Genomic DNA, 26986 nt, shown 5'->3' on the forward strand with positions numbered 1-26986 from the left:
TGCTGGGGCAGGGCCGTGGGGCCGGATCCGGGGCGGCGGCCGACGCCCGGTCCCGGCGCGGAGCGCGCGGCTATGCTGGCCCCGTGACCACCGGCAAACCCCCCACCAGCCACGACGTCGCCCGGCTGGCCGGGGTCTCGCAGTCCACGGTGTCGCTGGTCTTCCGCGGCGCCGCGCGCGGGCGGGTCGCCCCCGGCACCCAGCAGGCCGTCCTCGACGCCGCGCGGCGCCTGGGCTTCCGGCCCAACGCCGACGCCCGGCGGCTGCGCGTGGGCGGGCCGCGCATGGTCCTCATCGCCGTGCCCGACATCGTGAACCCGTTCTTCGCCCGCGTCTTCACCGGCGCGCGCGGCGCCGCCCGCGAGGCCGGATTCCAGGTGGTGCTCTCCGTCCAGCGCGACCTCGCCTCGGTCGCCGCCGACGTCGCCGGGCAGCGGGTCGACGCCGTCCTCGCCTGCTCCCTGGACGACGGCGGGCGGCCCCTGGACGACAGCGTCCCGGCCGTCGTCCTCGACGCCGAACCTCCCGCCGGAATGGGCGCCGTCCGCTTCGACATCGCGCCCGCCCTGACCGAGGTCGTCGACCACCTGCACCGCCTCGGCCACCGCGACATCCTGCACCTGCGCGCCGACGTCGACACCTCCACCTTCCGCGAGCGCGCCGCCGCCGTCGACGCCGCCTGCGCCGCGCGGGGCATGCGGCGGGCGCGCGCCGCCGCATCCGTCGACCGCGACGCCGCACGCGACACCGCCCGCGCGGCCCTGGCGCGCGAGCGCGCCGCCGGACACCCGGTCACGGCGGTGGTCTGCGACGACGACATCCTCGCCGTCGGCGCCTACAAGGCCGCCCAGGCGGAGGGCCTGGCCATCCCCGGCGACCTGTCGGTGACCGGCGTGGACAACGTCGACCTCGCCCAGGCGCTGACACCCGAGCTGACGACCGTCGACCTGCCCGGCGAGACCCTGGGCGAGATGGGCATGCGCCGGCTCCTGGCCGCCGTCGACGGTGCCGACACCCAGCCCACCGAGGTCGTACGGCTGCCCGCCCGCCTGCTCATCCGGGGGTCGACGGCGCCGCCCCCGCGTCGCTCCGCCGGTTGAGCCGCCCCGCCTCGCCGCGCTCCCGCACCCGCAGCGACAACAGCGCCGCCAGCAGGGTCGCCGCGCTGGCCACGGCGAACGGCGCCACCGGACCCGCGACCTCCACGGCGGCTCCCGCCGCCGCGCTGCCCAGGGCGTTGCCGCACACGAACATCGAGATCAGCCAGGCGAACGCCTCGGTCGCGGTGCCGACCGGGGCCGCCCGCCCCAGCAGCAGGAACGTGCAGGCCAGCGCGGGGGCCAGGAACACCCCCGACAGGGCGGCGAACACCGCCATCAGCGCGGTGCCGGGCATCAGCAGCATCGGGAGGTAGCCCAGGGCCAGGCCGCCCAGCAGCAGCCGGAAGCGCGCGGTGGGGGAGAAGGGCATCGGCAGCGCGCCGTAGAGCAGGCCGCCGACCAGCGCGCCCAGCCCGTTGGCGCTGAGCAGCAGCCCCGAGACGTCGCGCGACCCGGCGGCCTCGGAGTAGGCCACCGCGCCCACGGCCAGGGCGCCGAGCGCGGTGCCGACGAACACGAAGCACACGACGACGCGGCGCACCCGCGCCGACATGAGCGGGCCCAGCCAGTTGGTCCGGCGCGGCACCGGCCGCCAGCGCCGCACCGGCCGCAGCGCCGCGAACGCGGCGGCGCCCGTCACCGTGATCACGGCGGTGGCCACGACCGCCCCGACGGGGGCGAACGGCGCGGCCACCGCGACCACCAGCAGGGGCGCGGTGACGAAGATGACCTCCTGGAGCGCGGCGTCCAGCGAGTACGCGGTCTCGCGCTCCCGCTCGTCGGGCACCAGGTCGGGCCAGATGGAGCGCAGGCACGGCTCCAGCGGCGGGGTGGACGCCCCGGCCAGCGCCGACAGCGCGAGCGCCAGCGGCAGGGGGGCGTCGGGCGCGAGGGCGAGCCACATCAGCGTCCCCGCCGCCACCGCGCCGCTGACCACCAGCACGACCGGCTGCCCGTGGAAGTCCACGAGCCGCCCCAGCACCGGCCCGCCCACGGCCGTGCCGATGCCGTAGACGGCGACCAGCACCCCCACGGTGCCGAAGGGCACGCCCTCGTCGCGGAACAGCAGAGTGAGCGCGAGGGCCACCATCCCGTGGGGGAGGCGGCCCACGATGTTGATCGCCAGCGCCGAGGGAACATGCGCCCGCCGCAGCAGCGCGAGGTAGGAGCCGAGCACAAAGCCGCCTTTGCCTGGTGGGTGTGTGGTGGGGATACCCGGTAACCAAGTACTACGTAGTACTTCCCAGGTTTGAGCCTGGCACACCCGGCACCACGGCGGCAACCGCCTATCCCTCGCCGCCGAGGGCTGAGTCGGCGAGGGAGGTGGTGTAGCCGGGGATGCCGTTTCGGTGCTCTTGCGGTCGGCCGGGGTCGCGACGGGGAGGTGAGTCCGGCGGTGCCCGAGGCCGCCCCGGCCATCCGCCCCGCTGACCGGTGGGCGCGTGCCCCGCCCCGTGCCCGGCCTCGGCGCCCCGTCGCCACCTCGACCAAAGGTCCCGCAGACCGGTGGCCGCCCGCCTGACCCCCGCTTGCCGCCGGTGCCCCGTCTGGGGCCGAGCCACCTACGGGCTGCGCCGGTGGCCGCAGCGCCCGGCCACCGGCTGCCCTCGCGACTCGTCGGGCCTCACATTCCGCCGGTCGTACCGGTGGTCGCGGCGCAGGCGGCGGCGATCGTCGCCGTGTCCCAGTAGAACGGGCGGACCTCGCGGATTCTGCCGTCCTCGACCGCGATCGTCTGAAGGATGGGGAAGGCCAGTTCGCGGCCGGTGGCGCGGGCGCGGGCGTGGACCTGGGTGTGCACCACGGCGGTCGGTCCGGTGGCCAGGAACTCCTGCTCGACCATCGCGAACGACTCCCACGTCCGGCTCATCGCGTGGAAGAACCGCGCCAGGCCCGCGTGGCCGCGCCAGGTGCCGCCGTAGGGCAGCGCCGCCGCCTGATGCAGTTCCACGTCGGTGGCGAAGAAGGGGGCGAGGATGTCGAACGAGGCCGCACCGGGTCCTCCCGCCGCCAGGTACTTCGCCTCGGCCGCGTACATGCCGGTGAGGACAGTGGTCGAGTTGGTCTCGTCGGATGTCTTCGTCATGGTGCCCAGCGTGGACGGCGCGGACGGATCTGTCCGGCGGGGATCGGACACCGTCCTGCCGCTAGGCCCACTCCTCCCGCAGCCGGCGGAGCATCGGCGGCAGCGGGTCCTCGTGGACCACGGTCAGGCGGCGGGTGGCCCGGGTGATCGCCACGTACAGGTCGCGGCCGCCCGCCGCCGAGGACGCCGCCACCGCCGCCGGATCGACCACCACCACCGCGTCGAACTCCAGCCCCTTGCTCTGCCCCGGGGTCAGCACCGCCACCGCCGCGTCCAGCGCCGCCGGGCCGGCGTCGGCCGCCGCCTCCGGCAGCAGGGCGGCCACCTCGGCGTGGCGCCGCGCCGGGACGATGACCGCCACCCGGCCCTCGCCGATCGCCGCCAGTTCCTCGGCCACCAGCGCGGGCAGCCGCGCGGGCAGGTCGGCGGCCGCGACGCGGACCGCGCGCGGCGGGTCGCCCTCGGCGCGCACCGACTCCGGCACCCGCTGCTCGGGCGCCACCTCCGCCAGCACGTCGGCGGCCACCGCCATGATGGGCGCGGGCGTGCGGTAGTTGATCAGCAGCCGCTCCTCGTGCAGCCGCCCGCCGGCGTAGCGGCCCAGCATCGCGCTCCAGGTCCGCGCACCCGCCGGGCTGCCGGTCTGCGCGGTGTCGCCCACCACCGTGAGCGACCGGGTGGGCACCCGGCGCATGACCGCGCGCCAGGCCATCTCCGACAGCTCCTGGGCCTCGTCCACGATCACGTGCCCGTAGGTCCACTCGCGGTCGGCCGCGGCGCGCTCCGCCGTGGTGGCGGCCGGGGCCGCGCCCCGCTGCCGCTCGGCCAGCGTGTCGGCGGCCATCAGGCCGTCCTCGAAGAGCCCCGTGTACTCCAGCACCCCCTGGGCGTAGCGCTCCTCGTCGGCGCGGCGCCGGCGCTCGGCCCGCTCGGCGGCCAGGTCGGCGCTGTTGTCGACGCCCAGCAGTTCGGCCGCCTCGTCCAGCAGCGGCACGTCGCCCACGGTCCACGGCGCGCCGGCGGGGCGGTGCAGCGCGGCGCGCTCCCCCTCGGTCAGTCCGGCCCGCGCGCCGACGCGCTCCAGCGTGGCGCGGTCGCTCAGCAACTCCCCGACCAGCCGCTGCGGGGTGAGGTGCGGCCACAGCCCGTCGATCGCCCGCCGCACCGGCTCCTCCTGCCACAGGGCCTGGGCCGTGTACCGCAGGTCGGCGTCGTCGGCGGGGCGGTCCAGTTGCCGCGCCTGGTCGCGCGCCAGCGCCTCCAGCATGCGGTTGACCACCAGCTTGCGGGCGAGGTTGTGGGCCAGCGGCAGCGCGCGGGCGCGGTCGCGGATCGCGCGGCACACCGCGGCGGGCACCCGCAGCCGCATACCGTCGGTCTCGACCACCAGCGCCGACTCCGCCGCGCCGCCCGGTCCGCCCGCGCCACCCCTTCCGCCCGAGCCGTCCCGCCCGCCCGAGCAGCCCGGCCCGCTTTTCGCTCCGCCCGGCTCACCCGGCACCCGCTGGCGGTCGGCCACGGCGGCCTCCACCACCGCGGCCATGCGCAGCGAGCCCTTGACCACGGCCGCCTCCGGCGGGTCCTGGGCGGTGGCCGCGACCCCGGGGAAGAGTTCGCCCACCGTGCGCAGCACCACGTCGGTCTCACCCAGGGAGGGCAGCACCTCGCCGATGTAGCGCAGGAACGTGGGGTTGGGCCCCACCACCAGCACGCCCCGGCGCTCCAGCACGTTGCGGTGGGTGTAGAGGAGGTAGGCCGCCCGGTGCAGCGCCGCGACGGTCTTGCCGGTGCCCGGGCCGCCCTGCACCACCAGCACCCCGGCCAGGCCCGACCGGATGACCCGGTCCTGCTCGGTCTGGATGGTGGCGACGATGTCGTGCATGCGCCCGGTGCGCCCCCGGCGCAGTCCGGCCAGCAGCGCCGCCTCGCCCACCAGGGTGCGGCGGTCGGCGTCGCTGAGGCCGTCGAGGTCGAACACCTCGTCGTCCACGCCCGTCACCGTGCGGTCGCGCATGTGCAGGTGGCGGCGGCGCACCAGGCCGTCGGGCGAGACGGGGGTGGCCGAGTAGAACGGCCGGGCGGCCGGCGCCCGCCAGTCCACCAGCAGCGACTCGTGGTCGTCGTCGCGGATGCCGATGCGGCCGATGTAGAGGGTGTCACCGCCGTGGTCGGGGTCGTGGTCGATACGGCCGAAGCACAGGCCGTTCTCGACCGCCGAGAGCCGCGCGGCGCGCGCGGCCTGCTCGGCGACGGCGGCCTCGCGCTCCATCAGCGCCGCGTACCCGCCGGTGCCCCCGCGCGCGAACGCGGCGGTGAGCGCGGCGCCGGCGCGCTCCCGCAGCACATCCAGCCGGGCGTAGAGGCGGTCGACGCGGTCCTGCTCGGCGCGCACGGCGGCGGCGCGCCCGGAGCCGCAGGAGGGGGCGGTGCCGTGTCCGGGGGAGGAGGGGGAGGGCTGCCGGGGCGGTGCCGACCGCGCGTCCGCCCGGGAATCTTGACGCTGCTCCATGTCTGTGATAGACTCCTTAATGAGATATGCTCTCACTCCGAATCCGAGCCTAGAGAGCGTATCAGAGCAGCGCGCCGCGCGCCCAGTCGCACGTCTGCCCCGCAGACCCCCGATGCGCTATGCTTCTCCCCATGCGAACCGCACCGACCTCACCCCAGTGGTGGGGGCGCCCCCCAGGGGGGCCCCCCCGGGGGCGGGGGCCACCACCCCCCATGCGCTATGCTTCTCCCCATGCGACCCGCCCCGACCCCACCCCTGTGGTGGCGCCGCCTCTCGGCGGCGCCCGCAGGTTCGCGATTCCACCGACCAGCGCACGACCGCCCGCACCGGCGGTCGTTTTTCGCGTTCACGGCCCCGGTTCGGCGGCGCCAGATCCGCACCGTCCCAGTGTGAAAAGGACCGGCCGTGACCCCAGGTACTGACTCCGCACCGTCCGAGTCGAGCCGCATCGCCTACCGCACCGCCGGCGGGCTCGCCGTCGAGCGCACCGCCACGCCCTGCGACCCCGAAGTCCTCACCGCGCTCGTGCAGAGCGTCGAGCACCGCCGCGGCGGCGTGCTCTCCTCGGGAATGGAGTACCCCGGCCGCTACAGCCGCTGGCACCTGGGCTACGTCGACCCCTGCGTCGAGGTCGCCGCGCGCGGGCGCCGCGTCACCGCCGTGCCCCTCAACGACCGCGGCCGGGTGCTGATGCCGGTGATCGCCACGGCCTTCGCCGAGCACACCGCCCCGGGCGCCGACCCCGGCACCGCCGACCGCCTTGAGGTCACCGTGCCCGAACCCGGCCCCGGCGAGTTCTTCACCGAGGAGCAGCGCAGCCGCCGGCCCAGCGTCTTCTCCGTCCTGCGGTCCGTCGTCGCCCTGTTCTCCGCCGAGGAGGACCCCCACCTGGGCCTCTACGGCGCCTTCGGCTACGACCTGGCCTTCCAGTTCGAGCCGGTCGAACCGGTTTTGGAGCGCGATCCAGAGGACCGCGACCTCGTGCTGCACCTGCCCGACTCCATCGTCGTGCGCGACCGCAAGCGCGAGACCTGCCTGCGCTACACCTACGAGTTCACCCGCGAGGGCGCCGCCCCGGAAGCCGGCCCCGCCACCACCCACGGCCTGCCGCGCGAGACCGAGCCCACGCCCGCCGTGGTGCCCGCCGAGATCCCGCCCCCGCCCGAACCCGGCAGCTACGCCCGCATCGTCGAGAAGGCCAAGGAGCGGTTCGTCCGCGGCGACCTGTTCGAGGTCGTGCCCGGCCACCGCACCTACGGCGCCTGCGAGTCGCCCGCGCGCTTTTACGAGCGGCTGCGCGAACGCAACCCCGCCCCCTACGAGTTCTTCTTCAACCTCGGCGAGGGCGAGTACCTGGTCGGCGCCTCACCCGAGATGTTCGTGCGCGTCAGCGGCACCCCCGGCCAGGGCCAGCGCGTCGAGACCTGCCCCATCTCCGGCACCATCGCGCGCGGCGACGACGCCCTGGGCGACGCCGAGAACATCCGCGAGCTGCTGTCCTCCCTCAAGGAGGAGTCGGAGCTGACCATGTGCACCGACGTCGACCGCAACGACAAGTCGCGGGTGTGCGAGCCGGGCAGCGTCCGCGTCATCGGCCGCCGCCAGATCGAGCTGTACAGCCGGCTCATCCACACCGTCGACCACATCGAGGGCCGGCTGCGCCCGGAGTTCGACGCGCTGGACGCCTTCCTCACCCACATGTGGGCCGTCACCGTCACCGGCGCGCCCAAGACCTGGGCCATGCGGTTCATCGAGCAGCACGAGACCACCCCGCGCCGCTGGTACGGCGGCGCGGTGGGGGTCATCAACTTCAACGGCGCCATGAACACCGGCCTGACCCTGCGCACCGCCCACATCCAGAACGGCGTGGCCACCGTGCGCGTGGGCGCCACCCTGCTCTACGACTCCGACCCCGACGCCGAGGAGCGCGAGACCTTCCTCAAGGCGCGGGCCCTGCTGGAGACCCTGGCCCTGGACTCCGCCCCGCGCGCCGACCGCCCCGAGACCGCCCCCGCCGAACCCGAGGCCGCGCCCCTCCCGGCCGCCGGCGCGGGCATGCGGGTGCTGCTGGTCGACTACGAGGACTCCTTCGTCAACACCCTGGCCGACTACGTCCGCCGCCACGGCGCCGACGTCACCACCGTGCGCCACGGGTTCGACCCCGCGCTGCTGGACGAACTCGCCCCCGACCTGGTGGTGCTCTCGCCCGGCCCCGGCCTGCCCGCCGACTTCGACACCGCCGCCCTGCTGGACGAGCTGGACCGGCGCGGCCTGCCGGTGTTCGGGGTGTGCCTGGGCCTCCAGGCCATGGTCGAGCACGCCGGCGGCGAACTCCTCACCCTGGCCGAGCCCGTGCACGGCAAGCCCGGCCGCATCCGCGTCGAGGGCGGCGACCTGCTCTCCGGCCTGGCCGAGAACGGCCTGTTCACCGGCGCCCGCTACCACTCCACCTACACCACCCCCGAGCGCGTCAAGGGCTTCACCGTCACCGCCGTGACCGGCGACCCCGCCGCGCCCGTGGTGATGGCGGTCGAGGACCCCGCGGCCCGCAAGTGGGCGGTGCAGTTCCACCCCGAGTCCATCCTCACCGCCGCCGTGGGGGAGCGGATCATCGAGCGGGTGCTGCGCATGGCCAGGTAGACCCGCCGGGGCGCCCCGGCGCCGAAGCGGACGCGAACGCTCCGCCGCAGCCCTACGCTCGATGGCATGGACGCGAAACTGGGCAGGATCGTGATCACGGGAGCGGCGGGGCGGATCGGCTCCGCCCTGCGCGCGGGGCTGCGCGACGACGCCGAGCACCTCGTACTGCTCGACCGCGAACCGGTCGAGCCCGACGACGACCGCGAGAGCGCCGTGACGGCCGACATCGGCGACCGCGCGGCGCTGGTCGAGGCGTTCGCCGGCGCCGACGCCGTGCTGCACCTGGCCGCGATCCCCGACGAGGCGCCCCTGGCCGACCTCCTCGACGTCAACGTCCGCGGCACCCACAACGTCCTGGAGGCCGCCCGCCGCGCCGAGGTGCCGCGCGTGGTGCTGTTCTCCAGCAACCGCGTCACCGGCAACTACCCCATCCACCACCACGTGTTCCCCGACGAGCCGCCCCGCCCCGACGGCCTCTACGGGGTCAGCAAGGTCGCCGTCGAGGCGCTGGGCCAGCTCTACGCCGACACCTTCGGCCTGGAGGTGGTGGCCCTGCGGGTCGGCTCGTTCGAGGAGGAGCCCACCCAGACCCGCCACCTCGCCACCTGGCTGAGCCCGCGCGACTGCGTGGGCTTCGCGCGCGCCGCGCTCACCGCGCCCAACGTGGCCTTCGTCGCCGCCTACGCGGTCTCGGGCAACGCCCGCCGGTTCTGGGACCTCAGCGCGGGCGAGAACGAGCTGGGCTACCGCCCGGTCGACGACGCCGCCCGCTTCGCCGGGCGGTTCCCCGACGACGACCCCTTCTGGCACGGAGGCCCGCAGGGCGGCGCGTTCGCCCGACCCGAGTCCGTGCTGCCTCACCTGCGGGAATAACGAGATCTGCGACAATCTTGGCCCGGCCCGCGTTATGCCGAGGACCCCAGGGGCAGTCCATAGGCCATGGGTATTCTCTTGCTGATACTGGGGATCATCCTCATCGTCGCCGGCGTTTTCGCGCTGGTGCGCCGCCAGCTCCTCTGGGGCATCGTGCTGATCGTTCTCGGCGTGATCGTGGCGCCCGGGCAGTTCTACCTCGGTTGACGCGGACATCCCCCGTATCCCCGAACAAGACCGAAAGAAGAAGCCGACAACAGATTCGCCCGCAGGTCCCCGGCCCGCCACCGCGGCGGGCCGGGGACCTGCCCTGTGGGCGGGCGGTGCTACGTTCGACCTGTGCCGCCCGCCGAGGCCGCCGGCCGCCACCGCGCCGCCGCGTCCTCCCCGCCGGCCCGCGCACCGCGCGCGGGCCCACCGCCCGGGCGGCCTCGCCATGAGCAACCGCCGCGCCCGCCCACGGCGCGGCCCTGGGGGAGAGAACCACGTGAAGAGCGTCGAGCCCGAGGTCCACCTGATCGCCCGGCCGCAGTTGGACTACGACGAGATCGCCCGCTACCTCGCCGACGTCGGCGGGCAGAGCTGGCTGGAGCGGCTGGACCGCGGCGACCTGGACACCCCGCTCAACGACCCGCAGAACCTCGCGGAGTTCGCCGGCCGGCTGTGCTACCGCTCCTGGGAGCCGGGCCTCAACCCCAACGTCACCCGCATCCGCACCGACCAGGACGCCTACCTCGGCAACATCCTGGCCAGCATGCACGGATCGGTGCTGGAGCACGTCAGCTTCAGCTTCGTGCTGCACAACGTCAGCCGGGTGCTCACCCACGAACTCGTCCGCCACCGCCCCGGCACCGCCGTCTCCCAGGAGTCGCTGCGGTTCGTGCGGCTGACCGACATCCCGTTCTGGTTCCCCGAGTGGGCCAAGGACGACCCCGAGCTGATGAAGCGTGCCACCGACATGCTGGACCAGATGGAGCGGTTCCAGTTGTGGATGGCCGACCACTTCGGCCTGGACGAGGAGGGCGTGGCCTTCGCCGAGAAGAAGCACCGCACCTCGTTCATGCGCCGCTTCGCCCCCGAGGGGGTCGCCACCGGCCTGGTGTGGACCGCCAACGTCCGCACCCTGCGCCACACCATCGAGGCCCGCACCGCCCCCGGCGCCGAGGAGGAGATCCGCCTGCTCTTCGGCCGCATCGCCGAACTCCTGCGCACCGAGGCCCCCGCCCTGTTCGGCGACTACGAGGTCACCGACGGCGCGTGGGTCCCCACCTGGCGCAAGGTCTGAACCGGCCCGGCGGGGCCGCCCGCGCCCGCCGGTCGGGGCGGCGGGCGGCCCCCGCCCGGGACGCCGTTCCGGCGGCTCCGCCGCCGGGTTTCGGGCCGGCCCGCCGCGCGCGAGCCGGCGCCCCAATTCCCGGCCCGCCGGCCGCGCCCCGCCCGGCCGCCGCCGGGCGCGCCGCCGCCGGTCCGCGCATCGCCGCTGACCACGGCCGCGGCCCCCGGGCGCCGCGCCGCGGCCCCGACCCGCCCGGGGGCGCGGTGATCCGCGCCCCCGCCGGGTAAGCTCGCTATTCGGACACACGGGAGGTGGGGGTGGCGAGCCGAGGGATCCCGGCGCCGAGCGGCCAGCGCGCGCGAGGGTGCCGTGACTGAGATCACGACCGACCGGGTGTGGACGGTCCCGAACCTGCTGAGCATGCTCCGCCTCATCGGCGTCCCGGTGTTCCTGTGGCTGGTGCTCGTGCCCCAGGCCGACTGGTGGGCGCTGGGGGTGCTCGCCTTCGCCGGGGTCTCCGACTGGCTCGACGGCAAGATCGCCCGTGCCTGGAACCAGACCAGCCGGCTGGGCACCGTGCTCGACCCCATGGCCGACCGCCTCTACATCTTCGCCGCCCTGCTGGGTCTGGTGGTGCGCGGCATCGTGCCCTGGTGGCTGATGGCGGTGCTGGTGCTGCGCGACGCGCTGATCGTGCTGGCGCTGCCCGTCATGCGTTACTACGGCTACGGCACCCTGCCGGTGAACTTCGCCGGCAAGGCCGCCACGCTGTGCCTTCTCTACTCCTTCCCGCTCCTGTTCGTCGCCGGTTATGCCGGAATCGCCGGTGATGTGGCGCGGATTATGGGTTGGGCGTTCGCCATCTGGGGAACGGCTATCTACTGGTGGGCCGGACTGCTCTACGCGATACAGGCGACACGACTGATCGCGGAGTCCCGGCGGGTCGACAACGCAACGGGTGACGATTCCGTTTCCGGGGTAGCGGCCACGACCAGCGACAGAGCGACCGACTCCGAGCGGCCCGCCGACTAAGCACCCGGCCGCGGCCGTGCCGGCGACAGCCGCGCGGCCATGCGGCACGAGCAAGAGGAAGGGAGCGACATCCCCACCATGATTACGCGCCCCAGGGCGTCCGGCCGTCCATCACGCGGGGTCTGGGGGTGGCCCCGATGAAGGCCGTCGTCATGGCCGGAGGGGAAGGCACCCGCCTTCGGCCCATGACCGCCAACCAGCCCAAACCGCTGCTCCCGGTCGTCAACCGCCCCATCATGGAGCACGTGCTGCGCCTGCTGAAGCGCCACGGCTTCGACGACACCGTCGTGACCGTCCAGTTCCTCGCCACGCTGATCCGCAACTACTTCGGCGACGGCGAGGAACTCGGCATGAACCTCCACTACGTGGCCGAGGAGGTGCCCCTGGGCACCGCCGGCAGCGTGAAGAACGCCGAGGAGCACCTGAAGGGTGAGCCGTTCATCGTCATCTCCGGCGACGCGCTCACCGACATCGACCTGACCGACATGGTGCGCTTCCACCGCGAGAACGGCGCCAAGGTCACCATCGGGCTCAAGCGGGTCGCCAACCCGCTGGAGTTCGGCATCATCATCGTGGACGACCAGGGCCGGATCCAGCGGTTCCTGGAGAAGCCGACCTGGGGGCAGGTCTTCTCCGACACCGTCAACACCGGCATCTACATCATGGAGCCCGAGGTCCTCGACGACGTCGCCGAGGGCGAGGTCGTGGACTGGTCCAGCGACGTCTTCCCCAAGCTGCTCAAGGACGGCGCGCCCCTCTACGGCTACATCGCCGACGGCTACTGGGAGGACGTCGGCACCCACGAGAGCTACCTCAGCGCCCAGGCCGACGTGCTCTCCGGCAAGGTCGACGTCGAGATCGACGGCTTCGAGGTCTCCCCGGGCGTGTGGATGGCCGAGGGCGCCGAGGTCGACCCCGAGGCCGTCCTCAAGGGCCCCCTCTACATCGGCGACTACGCCAAGGTCGAGGCCGGCGCCGAGTTGCGCGAGTACACCGTGCTGGGCAGCAACGTGGTCGTGCGCTCCGAGGCGTTCCTGCACCGCTCGGTGGTCCACGACAACGTCTACATCGGCTCCAGCACCAACCTGCGCGGCTGCGTCATCGGCAAGAACACCGACGTGATGCCCAGCGCCCGGATCGAGGAGGGCGCGATCGTCGGTGAGGAGTGCGTCATCGAGTCCGAGGCGTTCGTCTCCAACGACGTCAAGGTCTACCCCTTCAAGACCATCGAGGCCGGCGCGGTCGTCAACACCAACGTCATCTGGGAGTCGCGCGGGCAGCGGTCGCTGTTCGGCCCGCGCGGGGTGTCGGGGCTGATCAACGTCGAGATCACCCCCGAACTCGCGGTGCGGCTGGCCAGCGCCTACGCCACCACCCTGAAGAAGGGGTCGGTCGTCACCACCTCCCGCGACGTCTCGCGGGCGGCGCGGGCGCTCAAGCGCGCGGTCATCAGTGCGCTGACCGCCAGCGCCATCGACGTGCGCGACCTTGAGGTCGTGCCGCTGCCGGTGGCGCGCTACCACACCTCCCAGAGCGGGGTGGCCGGCGGCATCAGCCTGCGCACCTCGCCCGGCGACCCCCAGTCCGTCGACATCACCTTCTTCGACGAGCGCGGCGCCGACCTCTCCCCGGCCGCCCAGCGCAAGCTGGAACGCGTGTTCAGCCGGGCGGAGTACCGCCGCGCCTTCCCCGGCGAGATCGCCGAGCTGTCCTTCCCCTCCCGGGGCGTCGAGAACTACGCGCACGAGCTGCTGCGCCTGGTCGACACCTCCGAGGTCGAGGAGGCCGGGCTCAAGGTGGTCGTGGACTGCGCCGGGGGCACGGGCTCGCTCATCCTGCCCTCCCTGCTGGGGCGGCTGAACGTCGAGGTGCTGACCGTCAACAACCGCCTGGACGAGGCGTCGCCCACCGACACCCTCGCCAAGCAGATGCGCGACCTCCAGCACCTGGGCGAACTCGTGTCCTCCTCCAACGCCGACTTCGGCGTGCGCTTCGACCCGGTGGCCGAGCGGCTGTCGCTGGTCGACGAGAACGGCGAACTGGTCGACAACGAGCGCGCCCTGCTGGTCGTGCTCGACCTGGTCGCCGCCGAGCGCAAGGGCGGCCGGGTGGCGCTGCCGGTCACCACCACCCGCGTGGCCGAGCAGGTGGCCGGCTACCACGGGGTGCAGGTGCAGTGGACCCCCACGGCGGTGGACGAACTGGCCAAGGCCGCCCAGGCCGACGACATCGTGTTCGCCTCCGACGGGCGGGGCGGCTACGTGGTGCCGGAGTTCTCGCGCACCGCCGACGGCATCGCCGCGTTCGTCCGGCTGCTGGGCCTGGTCGCCCGCACCCGCCTCTCGCTCAGCCAGATCGACCGGCGCATCCCGCAGGCGCACCTGCTGCGCCGCTCGGTGCCCACCCCCTGGGCCGTCAAGGGCAGCGTGATGCGGGCCGTGGTCGAGGCCGCCGGCGACCGCCAGGTCGACACCACCGACGGCGTGCGGGTGATCGAGTCCGACGGCGCCTGGGCGCTGGTGCTGCCCGACACCTCCGAGGCGGTCACGCACCTGTGGGCCGAGGGCCCCGACACCGACACCGCCCAGCGGCTGCTGGACGAGTGGGCCGAGGTCGTGGAGCGGGCCGAAGGGTGACCCCGGGCGGGCGGGGCCGGCCCCGCCCGCGCCCACGGCGGCCCGCGGCCGGATTTGGCCGCGGGCCGCCGTCGAACCGGGCGGTCAGCGGCCCCTCGCCGACGTCGATATGGTTTAGAGTCGAGTGTTCCCAGCCCCGAACAGACCGGGCTTCCCGGTGTTCGGAGGTGGGGGCGGTGAGAGGTGAGAGCAGCGGATGGCGGGGGATGACACCATGTAAGAATTCGCGGTGAACCGGGGGGAACATCACACTGCTCTGCCCCGTTTTCAGGAGGGGTGAGCGAAATGTCCGTTGCACCCTGGCGCGAACGACTACCAGCCGAATCAAGCACCGCCCCCGTGCGGTAGGAGGCCGAGCCGACCTATGTCGAGCGTTTACTGCACGCAGTGCGGTCACGCCGTTGCGGATGATGCCCGCTTCTGCTCCAACTGCGGTTCCCCCGTCCGTACGGCAGGAGGGGAGGCCCCGCGATCCGGCGAGCGCCGCGACTCCGTCGGCGAGACCACGTCCACCATCTCCATCTCCGGCATCCAGGCGCTTGAGGCCGAGGCCGACGCCGCCGACGACCTCCCCGGCGAGCCCACCAACGTCGACGCCCTTCCCCCGGGCACGGCGCTGCTGGTCGTCAAGCGCGGCCCCAACGCCGGCAGCCGCTTCCTCCTCGACAGCGACGTCACCACCGCCGGGCGCCACCCCAACAGCGACATCTTCCTCGACGACGTCACGGTCTCCCGCCGCCACGTCGAGTTCTTCCGCCGCGGCAACGGGTTCGGCGTGCGCGACGTAGGCAGCCTGAACGGCACCTACGTCAACCGCGAGCGCATCGACGAGGCCGAGCTGGGCGGCGGCGACGAGGTCCAGATCGGCAAGTTCCGGCTGGTGCTGCTGACCAAGCCGCGCCGCTGAGGCGCGGGTGGGCCCGGCCGCTCCCGGGCGCCCGGATCAGGTTTGCGCCACCCCTTCACCGGAGAGCTTTTCTAGGGAAGACCGCCACCGATGGCGCGATCGGACACATCGCGGTCATGTCGTCTGAACGCGGGATCGGGGGAGGGGCGACCAGCCCCGGTCCGGGCACCGAACCACCGCCCGGGACCGCCTCGGCCGCCTGCCGCCTGGGCGGTGTACCGTGAAGAAGACGGAGCGGAGCGCACCATGGCGGGTGCCCCTCCGGCACGACGAGTCGTGGGACGGAGCCGCAGTGAAGCACATGGAGGTTGTCGGCGTCCGAGTCGAGATGCCCTCGAACCAGCCGATCGTCCTGCTCAAAGAATCCGACGGCGAGCGCTACCTCCCGATCTGGATCGGCGCGGTCGAGGCCACCGCGATCGCCCTCGCCCAACAGGGCGTCATGCCCGCACGCCCGCTCACCCATGACCTCTTCCGCGACGTGCTCGACGCCCTCGACGCCAGCCTCAGCACCGTGAACATCACCGCGCTGAGCGACGGCATCTTCTACGCCGAACTCGTTTTCTCCAACGGCGTCGAGGTCAGCGCGCGGCCCTCCGACTCCATCGCCCTGGCGCTGCGGACCGGCGCGCCCATCTACGCCCACGACGACGTCGTGGACGAGGCCGGCGTGCCCATCCCCGACGAGCAGGAGGACGAGGTCGAGAAGTTCCGCGAGTTCCTCGACCAGATCACCCCCGAGGACTTCGGCCGCACCACCTGAGGCGGCGCGGGGCGCGGGCCGGCCCCGCCCGGGCGCCCGCCGGGCGGTGCGCGGCGGTAAAGCGCCGGTCAACATCGGCCCATGATCGGCCAGGGGGCCACTGGGCGCGGCGCGCGCCGGGCAGGCTCTGGCCGTGGACCCCATGCTCGCCCGCACCGTCGCGCGCCTGCCCGAAGGCCCCCGCTGGCGCTATGAGCCCAAGTGGGACGGCTACCGCGCCCTCGCCGAGCGGGGCGCCGAGCGCACCGCCCTCACCTCCCGGGCCGGCAACTCCTTCACCTCCACCTTCCCCGAGGTCGCCGCCGCCGTGCACGCGGCGCTGCCGCCCGGCACGCTCGTGGACGGCGAGATCGTGCGCTGGTCGCCCGAGGGCCGGCTGGACTTCGACGCCGTGCAGCGGCGCGGCCGCTCCGGACCGGCCGCCGCCCGCCGCCTGGCCGCCACCGAGCCCTGCCACTACATCGTCTTCGACCTGCTGGCCGAGGAGGGCACCGACCTCACCCGCCGGCCGCTGGACGAGCGCCGCGACCGCCTCACCGCGCTGCTGCGCGAGACCGCCCAGCCGGTGCTGATGCTGGGCTGGCACACCGCCTCCCTGGAGGTCGCCCGCCAGTGGTACGCCGAGATGCCGGCTGTGGGGGTGGAGGGGCTGGTCGTCAAGGACGGCCGCGCGCCCTACCGGCCCGGCCGCCGGGAGTGGCAGAAGTACAAGCGCCGCGTCACCACCGAGGCCGTCGTCGGCGGGGTCACCGGCTCGCCCGAGCGCCCCGGACAGCTCGTCCTGGGCCGCCGCGACTCCGCGACCGGCGAACTGCGGATCGTGGGCCGCACCGCCGACCTGGGCCCCGCCGAGCGCGCGGCGCTGAGCCCGCTGCTGCGCGCCGCCGAGGGCGACGACCACCCCTGGCCGGCCGTGCTGCCCGCCTCCTGGGGCTCCGACCGCTCGCGGGAGTACACCCGCGTGGTGCCCGAGGCGGTGGTGGAGGTGGCCCCCGACACCGCGGTCAGCGGCGGGCGGTGGCGGCACGTCGTGCGCTACGTGCGCGCCCGCCCCGACGTCGACGCCGCCGACGTGCCCGCCGACCTCGACCTGGAGTCCTAGGCTAGGCGGAGGCGGGCGCGGGCGGGCGCGCCGGCCGCGGCGGGGCGCCACTAGGAGGCGGAGCGGGCGCGGCGGCGGCCGCCGCCGGAGGAGGCGCCGCGGGCGCGGGTGACCGCCTCCTCCAGTTCCTCCCGGCTCATCTTGGAGCGGCCCGGGACGTCCAGTTCGGCGGCCAGCCGGGTCAGCTCCTTCTTGGACAGCTCGGCGACCGGTGCCTCGCGCGGCTCGGGCGCGGTGCGCGCTCCTGTGCCCTTGGCGCCGCCGGAGGAGCCCCGGCCCGCCGCGCCACCGCCGCCGCCCTTGGTGCGGCCCGGCCCCTTTCCGCCGCCCTTGCCGCCGCCTTTGCCGCCGCCCAGGCTGGCGCGCAGCGCCTCGGTCAGCTCCACCACGTTGGTCTCGCGCGGCGGTCCCTCCTCGGCGTAGCGCACCCGCTCGCCGGTGCTCTTGGCGCGCACCAGCTCGTCCACGCGCTCCTGGTAGTCGTCGGTGTACTCCTGGGGCCGCCACTCGTCGGCCATCGCCCCGATGAGCTGCTCGGCCAGCTCCAGGTCGCGGTCGGCCAGGTCGGCCTCGGGGATGGCGGGCAGGGTCTCGGCGGGGTCGCGGACCTCGTCGGCCCACCACAGCGTGCTCAGCGCCAGCACCCCGTTCTGCGGCCCGATCACCGCCAGGTGCTGGCGCTCGCGCAGCACCAGCGTGGTCAGCCCCAGCCGGCCCGCGCGCTCCAGGGCGGCGTACAGCAGCCGGTAGGGCTTGGCCGAGCCCTTGGAGTCGGGCGCCAGGTAGTAGGCGGAGTCGTACCACAGCGCCTCGACGTCGCCGGCCGGCACGAACGCGCTGATCTCCAGCGAGCTGGAGCGGCCCGGCGCGATCTCCTCCAGGTCCTCGGGCTCCAGGACCACGTACTCCTCCTCGCCGCCGGCGTCGTCCACCCGGGTGCCGCGCACGATGTCGGAGGAGTCGACCTCCTTGCCGGTGCGCTCGTTGACCCGGCGGTAGCGGATCCGGTCGGAGGTCCCCCGCTGGAACTGGTGGAACCTCGTGCCGTGCCGCTCGCGGGCGCTGAACAGCCGTACCGGCAGGCTCACCAGCCCGAAGCTGAGCGTCCCCTTCCACACCGGCGATGCCATCGGCCGCCTCCTCCCCGTTGGGCGCTTTACCCATCATGCCCCCTACCAGGTAAAACGCCCGGGATGGCGGGTAAAGGAGTACAACACGGGTGCCAACGGGGGAGAGGAGCGCCATGGCCGGGCGGGACACGGTGCGGGCGAGCGGGCGGGCGGTGCGCCTGAGCCGCCCCGACAAGTCGCTGTTCGGGGTGGGCGGCGTCACCAAGCGCGAACTCGCCGAGCACTACCAGGCCGTGGCCGAGCCCATGCTGCGCCACCTGCGCGGCCGGCCGCTGGCGCTCCAGCGCTTCCCCGACGGCATCGAGGACCCCGAGGGCGGCTTCTACGTCAAGAACCGGCCCTCCTACGCCCCCGACTGGGTGCGCTCGGTGACCGTGCCCAGCAGCCGCGACGCCGACAAGGAGATGATCACCTGCGACGACGCCGCCACCCTGGTGTGGCTGGCCGACCAGGCGGCGATCACCCTGCACCCCTGGCTGAGCCGGCGCGGCGCGCTGACCACCCCCGACCGGCTCATCCTCGACCTCGACCCGGCCGCCGACGACTTCCCGGCGGTGCGGCGCACCGCCTACGACGTCCGCGAGGTGCTGGAGGACCTGGGGCTGGTCGGCTACGTGATGACCACGGGCTCGCGCGGGCTGCACGTGGTGGCGCCCATCCGCCCCGAGATCGACGCCGGCCAGGCCCGCGACCTCGCCCACGTCATCGCCGAACTGGTGGCCCGGCGCCGCCCGGCGGAGCTGACCACGCTTGTGCGCAAGCAGCGGCGCGGCGACCGGCTGTTCATCGACTACCTGCGCAACGGCCACGCCCAGCTCGCCGTGGCGCCCTACTCGGTGCGGCCGCTGCCCGACGCCCCGGTGGCCACCCCGCTGGCGTGGGAGGAGTTGGACGCGGTGGAGTCGGCGCGGACCTGGACGGTGCGCACGTTCGGCGAGCGCGCCGGCCTGGACCCCTGGCACGACCTGCCGCGCCGCGCCCGCTCACCGCGCCGCGCCGTCGAACGGCTCGACGTGGGCTGAGGGTACGGCGCGGCAGGTCGCGGGCCGGGGCTTCGAGGGCTGCGGGGCGCGGCGGGCTAGTCCGCCGCGAAGAGGTGCCGCTCCAGGTAGGCGTTGCCGAACTTCCCGCGCGGGTCGTAGCGGCGGGCCAGGGCCAGGAACTCGGGCAGCCGGGGGTAGCCCGCGCGCAGGACGTCCGGTGCGGTGCCGAACAGCTTGCCCCAGTGCGGCAGCGCGCCGAAGGGCGCCAGCCGCTCCTCCACCAGCGCCAGCACCGGCCGCACCGCTTCGAGGTCGCGCACCAGGGTGAAGTGCACGCCCACCGTCGCGCGGCCGGAGTTGGGGCTCAACCACAGGTCGTCGGCCGCCACCGTGCGGACCTCGCAGACCTGGAGGACCGGCGCGATGCGGGCGCGCACCGCCGACAGCGCCTGGAGCGCCGCCACCGCGTGGCGGCGCGGCAGCAGGTACTCGGCCTGGAGTTCGTCGCCGGCGCTACTGGGCGGCGCGCCGGGGCGGAAGTGCGGCAGCCGCTCCGACCACGGGCCGGCCACCCCGCCCTGCTCGGTGCAGTTGGCGGTGTCCATGCCCGCCACCGGGTGGCGCGGGCCGTCGGCCTCGGCGGCGCCGAAGAAGCGCCCGCCCTCGGGCACCGGCGCGGGGTCGCCCACGCGCTGCTTGACCCAGACCTGGTCGATGCGCGGCGCCCGCCAGTCGGTGAACAGGCTGACGCTGTAGGCGCTGGACATCACGTCGTCGAAGTGGTCCGCCAGCACCTCCAGCGGGAGGTCCGCATAGACCCGCTGGGCGACGTCGAAGGAGGGCCCGGTGCGCAGGGTTAGCTCGGTGACCACGCCCAGGGCGCCCAGCGCCACGACCGCGCCGGCGAACTCCGCGTCGGCGCCGCGGCTCAGCCGGACGGTGTCGCCCTCGGCGGTGAGCAGCTCCAGCCCGGTGACCGCCGTGGCGAGGTTGCCGTTGGCGTCGCCCGAGCCGTGGGTGGCCGTGGCGCAGGACCCGGCGACCGAGATGTGCGGCAGCGAGCCCAGGTTGTGCAGCGACCGGCCGCGGCCGGTGAGCCACTGCGCCAGTTCGGCGTAGCGCACCCCGGCGCCCACGCGCACCTCGCCGGTGGCGCTGTCCAGCTCCATGGTGCGCGGCAGCGCGGCCAGGGAGACCAGGTCGCCGGTGGTGTCGGCGATGTCGTTGAAGGAGTGGCCGCTGCCCAGCGCGCGCACCCGCGCGGAGCGGGCGACGACCGCGCGCAGCTCGGCCAGGGAGGAGGGGCGGTGGACACGCTCGGCGGAGAAGCCGATGTTGCCCGCCCAGTTGGTCTCGCGCCGGTTCACCAGCAGGGTCCCTTCGCGCCGGGGGGATGGATGCACGGCGGTGCCCACTTAACCAGACCCGGCGCGGGCTGCGGCCGTCGGGAGGGGCGCCCGCAGTGGAAGCGTCAGCGGGTGCCCGGCGCGCCGGGCGCGGGAGCGGGGTCGCGGCCGGGGGCCGCGAGCAGCAGCACGGCGTTGGCGACCGCGACCAGCGTGGCCAGCAGCACCGCCCACATCTGCGCCTGGAGGGCGTAGGAGTAGAGCTGGAACACCTCGGCGGTGGACCAGCCGAACCAGCCGGTGGTGGGGGCGTAGGCGAAGATCCCGAACGAGGTGGTCATCGGCACCAGGGCCGCGGCCACGACCTGCACTGCGGCCGGCAGCAGCAGCACCGCCACCAGCACGCGGCGGCGCGGGCGCCGGGCCAGGGCCAGGTACAGCAGCAGTGCGGCGGCCACCCCGCCCGTCAGCGCCGCCCCGGCCACGGCGCGGCCGCCGTCGGCGGCCATGCCCAGTTGCCCGCCGACACCCAGCGCGAGGGCGCCGGCGGCGGCGCCCACCGCTGAGACGGCCAACTGGAGCCACAGCAGCGCGCGGGTGCGGGCGGGTGCGCGCCGGCGCGGGCGCGGATCGGGGACGTCGGCGGAGTCGGGCACGAGCCGGACCCTACCAGCGCCGAAACGGCACCGCGTGCCGCCGCGCAGGGCCGCGCGCGGCCGCGACACGCCCGGCGGCAACGGGATCCGCACCGCGTGTCGGCGCGCCCGCGCCCCCGCCGTCGCCCCTGTCGCGGGCCGGTCCGCCGACCCCGGGACGGTATCCTTGTCACCGCAGGCCACAGGAGGGGCGGGGGAGCGGCGGCCCCGCGTCCCGCCCGCGTTGCGGATGGTTCGTGCGGGGCGCGTGCAACACCCGAACAGGTTCCGCGACGCGCCGGTGAGTGTCGTTGACGCTGTCGTGCGACCGGCTTACCTTCAATGTCGAAGGAACCCGCGGCGCACCCTTCATGCCCCCTGTCAAACCGCCGTGGGCCGAGAAGCCGGAGGTTCGGCGTGGCGGTTACTAGCGGTGAGCAGCAGACCTCCGCTCTCAGGCATACAGCCATACGACGGGCTGGGGAGCAGGGCCTGCTGTGCGACGAGAACGTGGTGGCGCTGCCTATGGACGTCGGTTATCGCGGCCCCACCGCGTGTGCGGCCGCCGGAATCACCTATCGCCAACTCGACTACTGGGCACGGACCGGACTGGTCGGCCCCAGCGTGCAGCCGGACAGCGGCGACCCCCCGCTCTACAGCGTCCGCGACATCCTGCTGCTGAAGGTGGTCAAACGGCTGCTGGACACCGGCATCTCCCTCCAGCAGATCCGCACGGCGGTCGACCACCTGCGCTGCCGGGGCACCGCCGACCTCGCCCAGATCACCCTGATGAGCGACGGCGTCAGCGTCTACGAGTGCACCTCCCCCGACGAGGTGGTCGACCTCATGCAGGGCGGGCAGGGCGTGTTCGGCATCGCGCTGGGCCGCGTGTGGCGCGAGCTTGAGGGCACCCTCGACGACGTCCCCGGCGAACGCCTCAGCGAGCCGCTCGCCGAGAACCACCCCGCCGACGAACTCGCGCGCCGCCGCCGGGAGCGCAAGACCGGCTAACAGACCCGACCCTCCCACCCTCCCGGCCGCGTCCCGCCTCCAGCGCCCACCGCCCCCGGCGCGCCGCGCGGCCGGCGCTCCGGCGAGGACCCCCGCACCACCGCGCCCGTGCGCGGCGCACACCGCACTCGTGCGGGTGCCACTCCACCGCTCCCCGGTTTTCGAGTACCGTCGAATCGTGTGCCGCGCGCGGCCAACGGAGCCGGAACCACCCCGGACTCCGCGCGGCGCGCGCTGCCATGGATAATGCAGAACCGTCCGACAGCAACGACGGCCGTCGATACCACGCGGGAGAGACCCCATTCAGGGGCGCCGACGGGGCAATACTCCCCAGTAACCTCTCAGGCACCAGGGACCGCGTGGAGAAGGCCACTCTGGAGCGGTAGGCCACACGTGCCTGGGCCGCGGCCGACACGGCCGCGAGCGACAGAGGGGGAGACCACACAGGAGCAGCCGCGCCAGCGGCCACTGCCACCAGGAGGTCTCCATGACGGAGCAGCCCACCCGCGACCACGGCCGGGCGCCCGAGTCCGCGGTCCCGGCCCGCGCCTTCGCCGACCGGCACATCGGCCCCGACCCCGCGGCGCTGACCCACATGCTCAAGACGGTCGGGTTCGGCTCCACCGCCGAGCTGATGGCCGCCGCGCTGCCCGAAGGCATCCTCACCGGCCCCGGCAGACCCGCGCCGCTGAGCGCGCTGCCCGCCCCCGCCGGGGAGTCCGAGGCGCTGGCCGAGCTGCGCGAGCTGGCCGACCGCAACCAGGTGCTGACCTCCATGATCGGCCTGGGCTACTACGACACGGTGACCCCGCCGGTGATCCGGCGCAACATCCTGGAGAACCCGGCCTGGTACACCGCCTACACCCCCTACCAGCCCGAGATCTCCCAGGGCCGGCTCGAGGCGCTGCTGAACTTCCAGACCATGGTGTCCGACCTCACCGGCCTGGCCGTGTCGGGGGCCTCCCTGCTGGACGAGGCCACGGCCGCCGCCGAGGCCATGACGCTGGCCCGCCGCGCCTCCCGCGGCAAGGGCAGCGCGTTCATCGTGGACTCCGACGTGTTCCCCCAGACCCTGGCGGTGCTGCGCACCCGCGCCGAGCCGCTGGGGATCGACATCGTGGTGGCCGACCTGTCGGGCGGCCTGCCCGACGCCGACGCCTTCGGCGTGCTGGTGCAGTACCCGGCGGCCGGCGGCGCGGTGCGCGACCCCGCCCCCGTGATCGCCCAGGCCCACGAGCGCGGGGCGCTGGCGGTGGTGGCCGCCGACATCCTCGCGCTGACCCTGCTGCGCAGCCCCGGCGCGATGGGCGCCGACATCGCGGTGGGCTCCACCCAGCGCTTCGGGGTGCCCATGGGCTTCGGCGGCCCCCACGCCGGCTACATGTCGGTGCGCGAGGGACTGCAACGCCAGTTGCCCGGCCGCCTGGTGGGCGTGTCGGTCGACGGCGCCGGGCGCACCGCCTACCGGCTGGCCCTGCAAACCCGCGAGCAGCACATCCGCCGCGAGAAGGCCACCAGCAACATCTGCACCGCCCAGGTGCTGCTGGCGGTCATGGCGAGCATGTACGCCGTCCACCACGGGCCGCACGGCCTGCGCGAGATCGCCGAGCGGGTGCACGCCCGCGCCGCGCTGCTGGGCGCGCGGCTGCGCGCGGCCGGGTGCGAGGTGGTGCACGAGGCGTTCTTCGACACCCTGCGCGTGCGGGTGCGCGGCGCCGCGGCGGCGGTGGTCGAGGCGGCGGCCAAGCGCGGGATCAACGTGCTGCTGGTCGACTCCGACACCGTGGGCGTCTCTTGCGACGAGACCACCACCCCCGCCCACCTCGACACGGTCGTGGCCGCCTTCACCGAGGCCGACCCCGCCGCCGCGCCCGTGCCGCGCGACGCCGAGCCGCGGGAGGCGCCCGACCTGCTGCCGGCCGCCCTGCGCCGCGACGTCGACTACCTCACCCACCCCGTCTTCACCGCCCACCGCAGCGAGACCTCGCTGCTGCGCTACATGCGCCGCCTCTCCGACAAGGACCTCGCGCTGGACCGCACGATGATCCCGCTGGGCTCGTGCACCATGAAGCTGAACGCCACCGCCGAGATGGAGGCGGTGACCTGGCCGGAGTTCGCCGGACTGCACCCCTTCGCGCCGCTGGAGCAGGCCGCGGGCACCGTGCGGATCGTGCGCGACCTGGAGCGCTGGCTGGCCGACATCACCGGCTACGACGCGGTGTCGCTGCAACCCAACGCCGGCTCCCAGGGCGAGCTGGCCGGGCTGCTGGCCATCCGCGGCTACCACCGCTCGCGCGGCGACGAGGGCCGCGACGTCTGCCTCATCCCCAGTTCGGCGCACGGCACCAACGCCGCCAGCGCGATCATGGCCGGCATGCGGGTCAAGGTCGTGGCCTGCGACGACGGCGGCAACATCGACATGGCCGACCTGCGCGCCAAGACCGCCGAGCACGCCGCCGACCTGGCGGCGATCATGGTCACCTACCCCTCCACCCACGGCGTCTACGAGGACACCATCGTGGAGGTGTGCCGCCTGGTGCACGAGGCGGGCGGGCAGGTCTACGTCGACGGAGCCAACCTCAACGCCCTGCTGGGCTGGGCCAAGCCGGGCGAGTTCGGCGCCGACGTCAGCCACCTCAACCTGCACAAGACCTTCTGCATCCCCCACGGCGGCGGCGGCCCGGGCGTGGGCCCGGTCGCGGTGCGCTCCCACCTGGCCGGGTTCCTGCCCAACCACCCCGGGCAGGCCGACGCCGGCCCCTACACCGGGGTCGGGCCGGTCTCGGCGGCGCCGTTCGGGTCGGCGGGGATCCTCCAGATCTCCTGGGCCTACATCCGGATGATGGGCGAGGCGGGCCTGCGCGCGGCCACCGAGGCGGCGGTGCTCAGCGCCAACTACGTGGCCAAGCGGCTGGAGCCCTACTTCCCGGTGCTCTACACCGGCAGCGGGGGACTGGTGGCCCACGAGTGCATCGTGGACATCCGCCCCCTGGCCAAGCGCACCGGCATCAGCAACGAGGACGTCGCCAAGCGGCTGATCGACTACGGCTTCCACGCGCCGACGATGTCGTTCCCGGTGGCCGGCACGCTGATGGTGGAGCCGACCGAGAGCGAGGACCTGGCCGAGCTGGACCGGTTCATCGACGCGATGATCGCGATCCGCGGCGAGATCGACCGGGTGGCCGACGGCGGGTACGACCCCGAGGACAACCCGCTGAAGAACGCGCCGCACACGGCCGAGGCGCTGACCGCCGACGACTGGAAGCACGCCTACACCCGCTCCGAGGCCGGCTACCCCGTGCCCGAGCTGCGGCGGGCGAAGTACTGGGCGCCGGTGGGCCGCATCGACCAGGCGTACGGCGACCGCAACCTGGTGTGCGCGTGCCCGCCGCCGGAGGCGTTCGAGGGCTAGGCGCACCGGCCCGCCGGCGCCCGCGCGAGCGGCGCCGGCGGGCCGACGCCGCTCCGGTGTCCGAAATGGTTAATCTACGGCGTAAAGGTGCTGGTTCGGGTGCTATGCCCGGAAAGCGCGGGACCGCGCCGCCGCCCAGCGCCGGGACGGGCCGATTCGCGACGACCCGGCCCCGCCTCGTCAGCGCCGTCGTCCCGAGCCGCTAACCTCCCAGTGGAACCGCCGGTGCGGCAGGCGCCGCGCCATGCTCCCCCCGTGTGGAAAGTGGCTCTTCATGACAGCCTCGGTCGGACCCACCACCTTCGACGCCGCCGGCGACGAGCCGGAGTTCAAGAGCCTGTGCGACCAGGCCCGCGACCTCGCCGAGAACGGCCACCTCACGCGGGCGGCCCAGGTCTACGAGCAGGTCGTGGACGGCGGATCGCGGCGCTACCTCCCCATGGCCGCGATGGGCCTGGCCGTGGTCCGCCACGACATGGGCGAGGTCGCCGCCGCGCGGGCGGCCGCCCGCCAGGCCATCGACACCGGGCACCCCGAGTACGCGCCGCGCGCCGCCTACCACCTCGCCCTGTCCTACGAGCAGGAGGGCGCCGCCGAGCAGGCGGCCGCCGCCTGGCGCGCGGTCCTGGACTCCGGGCACAGCCGCTACGCGCCCGCCGCCCACCACGGGCTGGCCAAGCTGGCCGAGGACCGGGGCGACACCGCCGCCGCCGAGGACCACTGGCGCCAGGCGCTGGACGGCGCAGCGCCCGACATCGCCGCCGAGGCCGCCCACGACTACGCCGCCCGGCTGCTGGCGCGCGGGCGGGCCGACGAGGCCGCCGACGTCATCCGGCGCGGGCTGGAGCTGCGCGAGGACCCGGGGCTGCGGCTGCTGCTGGGCGCCGTGCACGTCGAGCACGCCATCAGCGCGTTCGGCGCCGTGGTCGCCGAGGCCGAGACCGACGCCGAGGGCGGCGGCGCCCGGGTGGCGCCCGAGGTCGCCGGCGGCGCGGTGGAGCTGCTGGCCCGGCTGCTGGCGGTGCGCGGCGACACCGTGTCGGCCGAGGGCGTGTGGGACAGCGGGCTGCGCCACCGCGACCCCGCCACCGCCGCCGAGGTCCGCGCGCGGCTGCGCCGGGGGTTCCTGGCGCCCGAGCCCGACCCGCGGGATCCCCAGGCCGGTGATGAGGAGGGCCGGGAGGAGCCCGAGGCGTGGTGGGAGCCCTACGTGGAGGCGGCCGTGGCGCAGGGCAGCGCCCCGATGCTGACCGGTGAGCTGTTCGTCGCGCTCAACCAGATGTACACCCACCTGGCCCTGCCGCTGGCCCAGGGCGAGGACCGGGCGGTGGAGCTGCGCCGGGCGCTGGAGGACGCGGTGCGCACGCCCGGCGAGTACGTGTGGGGCCGCGCGCTGCACGACGACTTCCGCGAGCGGCTGCGGCTGGCGGCGGGCGGCGGCGCCCACGTGCTGCCGGAGGGCTGGCCCGACCAGGACTGAGGCGGTCGGGGTGGCCGACGGTGCGGTCGGCGGTGGTGCGGCTCGCGGTGGTGCGGGGCAGACGG

20 protein-coding genes and 1 riboswitch are annotated in these 26986 nt (G+C 74.6%); of the genes, 14 read left to right on the forward strand and 6 right to left on the reverse strand.

Translation table 11 applies throughout. The features are described 5' to 3' along the window. The first annotated feature begins 83 nt into the window (after positions 1-83). Entirely contained in the window at positions 84-1100 is a 1017-nt protein-coding gene (locus LG943_RS09345; protein WP_270071823.1) for a LacI family DNA-binding transcriptional regulator, read from the forward strand. On the opposite strand, the gene LG943_RS09350 is transcribed toward LG943_RS09345, so the two are convergent. From LG943_RS09350 to LG943_RS09360, 3 genes are all read right to left on the reverse strand, one after another. Next, a complete protein-coding gene (locus tag LG943_RS09350; protein WP_270071824.1) occupies positions 1054-2277 on the reverse strand; it encodes an MFS transporter in 1224 nt (407 codons plus the stop codon). The two genes, LG943_RS09345 and LG943_RS09350, sit on opposite strands and share 47 nt — an antisense overlap. Positions 2278-2724: 447 nt before the next feature. Next, positions 2725-3186: a nuclear transport factor 2 family protein gene (locus LG943_RS09355; RefSeq protein WP_270071825.1), complete on the reverse strand. Its 462-nt coding sequence runs from the start codon at positions 3184-3186 to the stop codon at positions 2725-2727. Positions 3187-3247: 61 nt separating this feature from the next. After that, positions 3248-5695, reverse strand: a complete 2448-nt coding sequence (locus tag LG943_RS09360; RefSeq protein WP_270071826.1) for a HelD family protein — start codon at positions 5693-5695, stop codon at positions 3248-3250. Between the two features lie 405 nt (positions 5696-6100). Between LG943_RS09360 and LG943_RS09365 the strand changes: the two genes are divergently transcribed. The 9 genes from LG943_RS09365 (at position 6101) to LG943_RS09405 (ending at position 16924) form a co-directional block, all read left to right on the forward strand. Beyond that, positions 6101-8335, forward strand: coding sequence for an anthranilate synthase component I (locus tag LG943_RS09365; protein ID WP_270071827.1), 2235 nt, complete (start codon positions 6101-6103; stop codon positions 8333-8335). A gap of 66 nt (positions 8336-8401) precedes the next feature. After that, positions 8402-9208 (forward strand): NAD-dependent epimerase/dehydratase family protein, encoded by an 807-nt coding sequence (locus LG943_RS09370; RefSeq protein ID WP_270071828.1) that lies wholly within the window; start codon positions 8402-8404, stop codon positions 9206-9208. Between the two features lie 66 nt (positions 9209-9274). Beyond that, positions 9275-9415, forward strand: a complete 141-nt coding sequence (locus LG943_RS09375) for a GPGG-motif small membrane protein (protein WP_179766262.1) — start codon at positions 9275-9277, stop codon at positions 9413-9415. A gap of 280 nt (positions 9416-9695) precedes the next feature. Continuing rightward, positions 9696-10493 (forward strand): FAD-dependent thymidylate synthase, encoded by a 798-nt coding sequence (gene thyX / locus LG943_RS09380; protein ID WP_270071829.1) that lies wholly within the window; start codon positions 9696-9698, stop codon positions 10491-10493. A 411-nt stretch (positions 10494-10904) separates the two neighbouring features. After that, positions 10905-11516, forward strand: coding sequence for a CDP-alcohol phosphatidyltransferase family protein (locus LG943_RS09385; RefSeq protein WP_408648574.1), 612 nt, complete (start codon positions 10905-10907; stop codon positions 11514-11516). Between the two features lie 137 nt (positions 11517-11653). Beyond that, positions 11654-14152: a mannose-1-phosphate guanyltransferase gene (locus LG943_RS09390; RefSeq protein ID WP_270071831.1), complete on the forward strand. Its 2499-nt coding sequence runs from the start codon at positions 11654-11656 to the stop codon at positions 14150-14152. A gap of 364 nt (positions 14153-14516) precedes the next feature. Beyond that, on the forward strand, positions 14517-15059 hold the full coding sequence (locus LG943_RS09395) for an FHA domain-containing protein (RefSeq protein WP_179766259.1): 543 nt from the start codon (positions 14517-14519) through the stop codon (positions 15057-15059). A 292-nt stretch (positions 15060-15351) separates the two neighbouring features. After that, positions 15352-15822: a bifunctional nuclease family protein gene (locus tag LG943_RS09400; protein ID WP_179766258.1), complete on the forward strand. Its 471-nt coding sequence runs from the start codon at positions 15352-15354 to the stop codon at positions 15820-15822. 142 nt (positions 15823-15964) lie between these two features. Beyond that, complete coding sequence (locus tag LG943_RS09405; protein ID WP_270071877.1) at positions 15965-16924, forward strand: ATP-dependent DNA ligase; 960 nt, start codon at positions 15965-15967, stop codon at positions 16922-16924. Between the two features lie 50 nt (positions 16925-16974). Here the strand turns inward: LG943_RS09405 and ku are convergent, their stop codons facing one another. Then, positions 16975-18054, reverse strand: a complete 1080-nt coding sequence (gene ku / locus LG943_RS09410; RefSeq protein ID WP_270071832.1) for a non-homologous end joining protein Ku — start codon at positions 18052-18054, stop codon at positions 16975-16977. A gap of 113 nt (positions 18055-18167) precedes the next feature. Here ku and ligD point away from each other — a divergent pair, with 113 nt between their 5' ends. Next, positions 18168-19076 (forward strand): non-homologous end-joining DNA ligase, encoded by a 909-nt coding sequence (ligD, locus tag LG943_RS09415; protein ID WP_270071833.1) that lies wholly within the window; start codon positions 18168-18170, stop codon positions 19074-19076. A 56-nt stretch (positions 19077-19132) separates the two neighbouring features. Here the strand turns inward: ligD and LG943_RS09420 are convergent, their stop codons facing one another. Both LG943_RS09420 and LG943_RS09425 read right to left on the reverse strand, forming a co-directional pair. Next, positions 19133-20404, reverse strand: coding sequence for a D-arabinono-1,4-lactone oxidase (locus LG943_RS09420; protein WP_456340057.1), 1272 nt, complete (start codon positions 20402-20404; stop codon positions 19133-19135). A gap of 104 nt (positions 20405-20508) precedes the next feature. Next, positions 20509-21039: a hypothetical protein gene (locus LG943_RS09425; RefSeq protein ID WP_270071835.1), complete on the reverse strand. Its 531-nt coding sequence runs from the start codon at positions 21037-21039 to the stop codon at positions 20509-20511. 396 nt (positions 21040-21435) lie between these two features. Here LG943_RS09425 and LG943_RS09430 point away from each other — a divergent pair, with 396 nt between their 5' ends. The 3 genes from LG943_RS09430 to LG943_RS09440 all read left to right on the forward strand — a co-directional run bounded on the left by LG943_RS09430 (position 21436) and on the right by LG943_RS09440 (position 26921). Beyond that, the gene (locus tag LG943_RS09430) at positions 21436-22029 is read left to right on the forward strand and encodes a MerR family transcriptional regulator (RefSeq protein WP_408648571.1); all 594 of its coding nucleotides are present in this window, start codon (positions 21436-21438) and stop codon (positions 22027-22029) included. A 278-nt stretch (positions 22030-22307) separates the two neighbouring features. Then, positions 22308-22397: riboswitch (glycine riboswitch) on the forward strand. A 119-nt stretch (positions 22398-22516) separates the two neighbouring features. Next, entirely contained in the window at positions 22517-25441 is a 2925-nt protein-coding gene (gcvP, locus tag LG943_RS09435) for an aminomethyl-transferring glycine dehydrogenase (protein ID WP_270071837.1), read from the forward strand. Positions 25442-25715: 274 nt separating this feature from the next. Beyond that, positions 25716-26921: a hypothetical protein gene (locus tag LG943_RS09440; RefSeq protein ID WP_270071838.1), complete on the forward strand. Its 1206-nt coding sequence runs from the start codon at positions 25716-25718 to the stop codon at positions 26919-26921. Positions 26922-26986 lie beyond the last annotated feature (65 nt).

The sequence above is a fragment of the Streptomonospora mangrovi genome, assembly GCF_027604915.1.
Taxonomy (GTDB): Bacteria; Actinomycetota; Actinomycetes; order Streptosporangiales; family Streptosporangiaceae; genus Streptomonospora; species Streptomonospora mangrovi.

What these genes read in the sequence shown, in the direction of transcription:
- LG943_RS09355 (WP_270071825.1), bottom strand. Translation starts at nt 3,186, where the DNA reads ATGACGAAGACATCCGACGAGACCAACTCGACCACTGTCCTCACCGGC.
- LG943_RS09360 (WP_270071826.1), bottom strand. Translation starts at nt 5,695, where the DNA reads ATGGAGCAGCGTCAAGATTCCCGGGCGGACGCGCGGTCGGCACCGCCC.
- LG943_RS09370 (WP_270071828.1), top strand. Translation starts at nt 8,402, where the DNA reads ATGGACGCGAAACTGGGCAGGATCGTGATCACGGGAGCGGCGGGGCGG.
- LG943_RS09375 (WP_179766262.1), top strand. Translation starts at nt 9,275, where the DNA reads ATGGGTATTCTCTTGCTGATACTGGGGATCATCCTCATCGTCGCCGGC.
- LG943_RS09385 (WP_408648574.1), top strand. Translation starts at nt 10,905, where the DNA reads ATGCTCCGCCTCATCGGCGTCCCGGTGTTCCTGTGGCTGGTGCTCGTG.
- LG943_RS09390 (WP_270071831.1), top strand. Translation starts at nt 11,654, where the DNA reads ATGAAGGCCGTCGTCATGGCCGGAGGGGAAGGCACCCGCCTTCGGCCC.
- LG943_RS09395 (WP_179766259.1), top strand. Translation starts at nt 14,517, where the DNA reads ATGTCGAGCGTTTACTGCACGCAGTGCGGTCACGCCGTTGCGGATGAT.
- LG943_RS09405 (WP_270071877.1), top strand. Translation starts at nt 15,965, where the DNA reads ATGCTCGCCCGCACCGTCGCGCGCCTGCCCGAAGGCCCCCGCTGGCGC.
- ku (WP_270071832.1), bottom strand. Translation starts at nt 18,054, where the DNA reads ATGGCATCGCCGGTGTGGAAGGGGACGCTCAGCTTCGGGCTGGTGAGC.
- ligD (WP_270071833.1), top strand. Translation starts at nt 18,168, where the DNA reads ATGGCCGGGCGGGACACGGTGCGGGCGAGCGGGCGGGCGGTGCGCCTG.
- gcvP (WP_270071837.1), top strand. Translation starts at nt 22,517, where the DNA reads ATGACGGAGCAGCCCACCCGCGACCACGGCCGGGCGCCCGAGTCCGCG.
- LG943_RS09440 (WP_270071838.1), top strand. Translation starts at nt 25,716, where the DNA reads ATGACAGCCTCGGTCGGACCCACCACCTTCGACGCCGCCGGCGACGAG.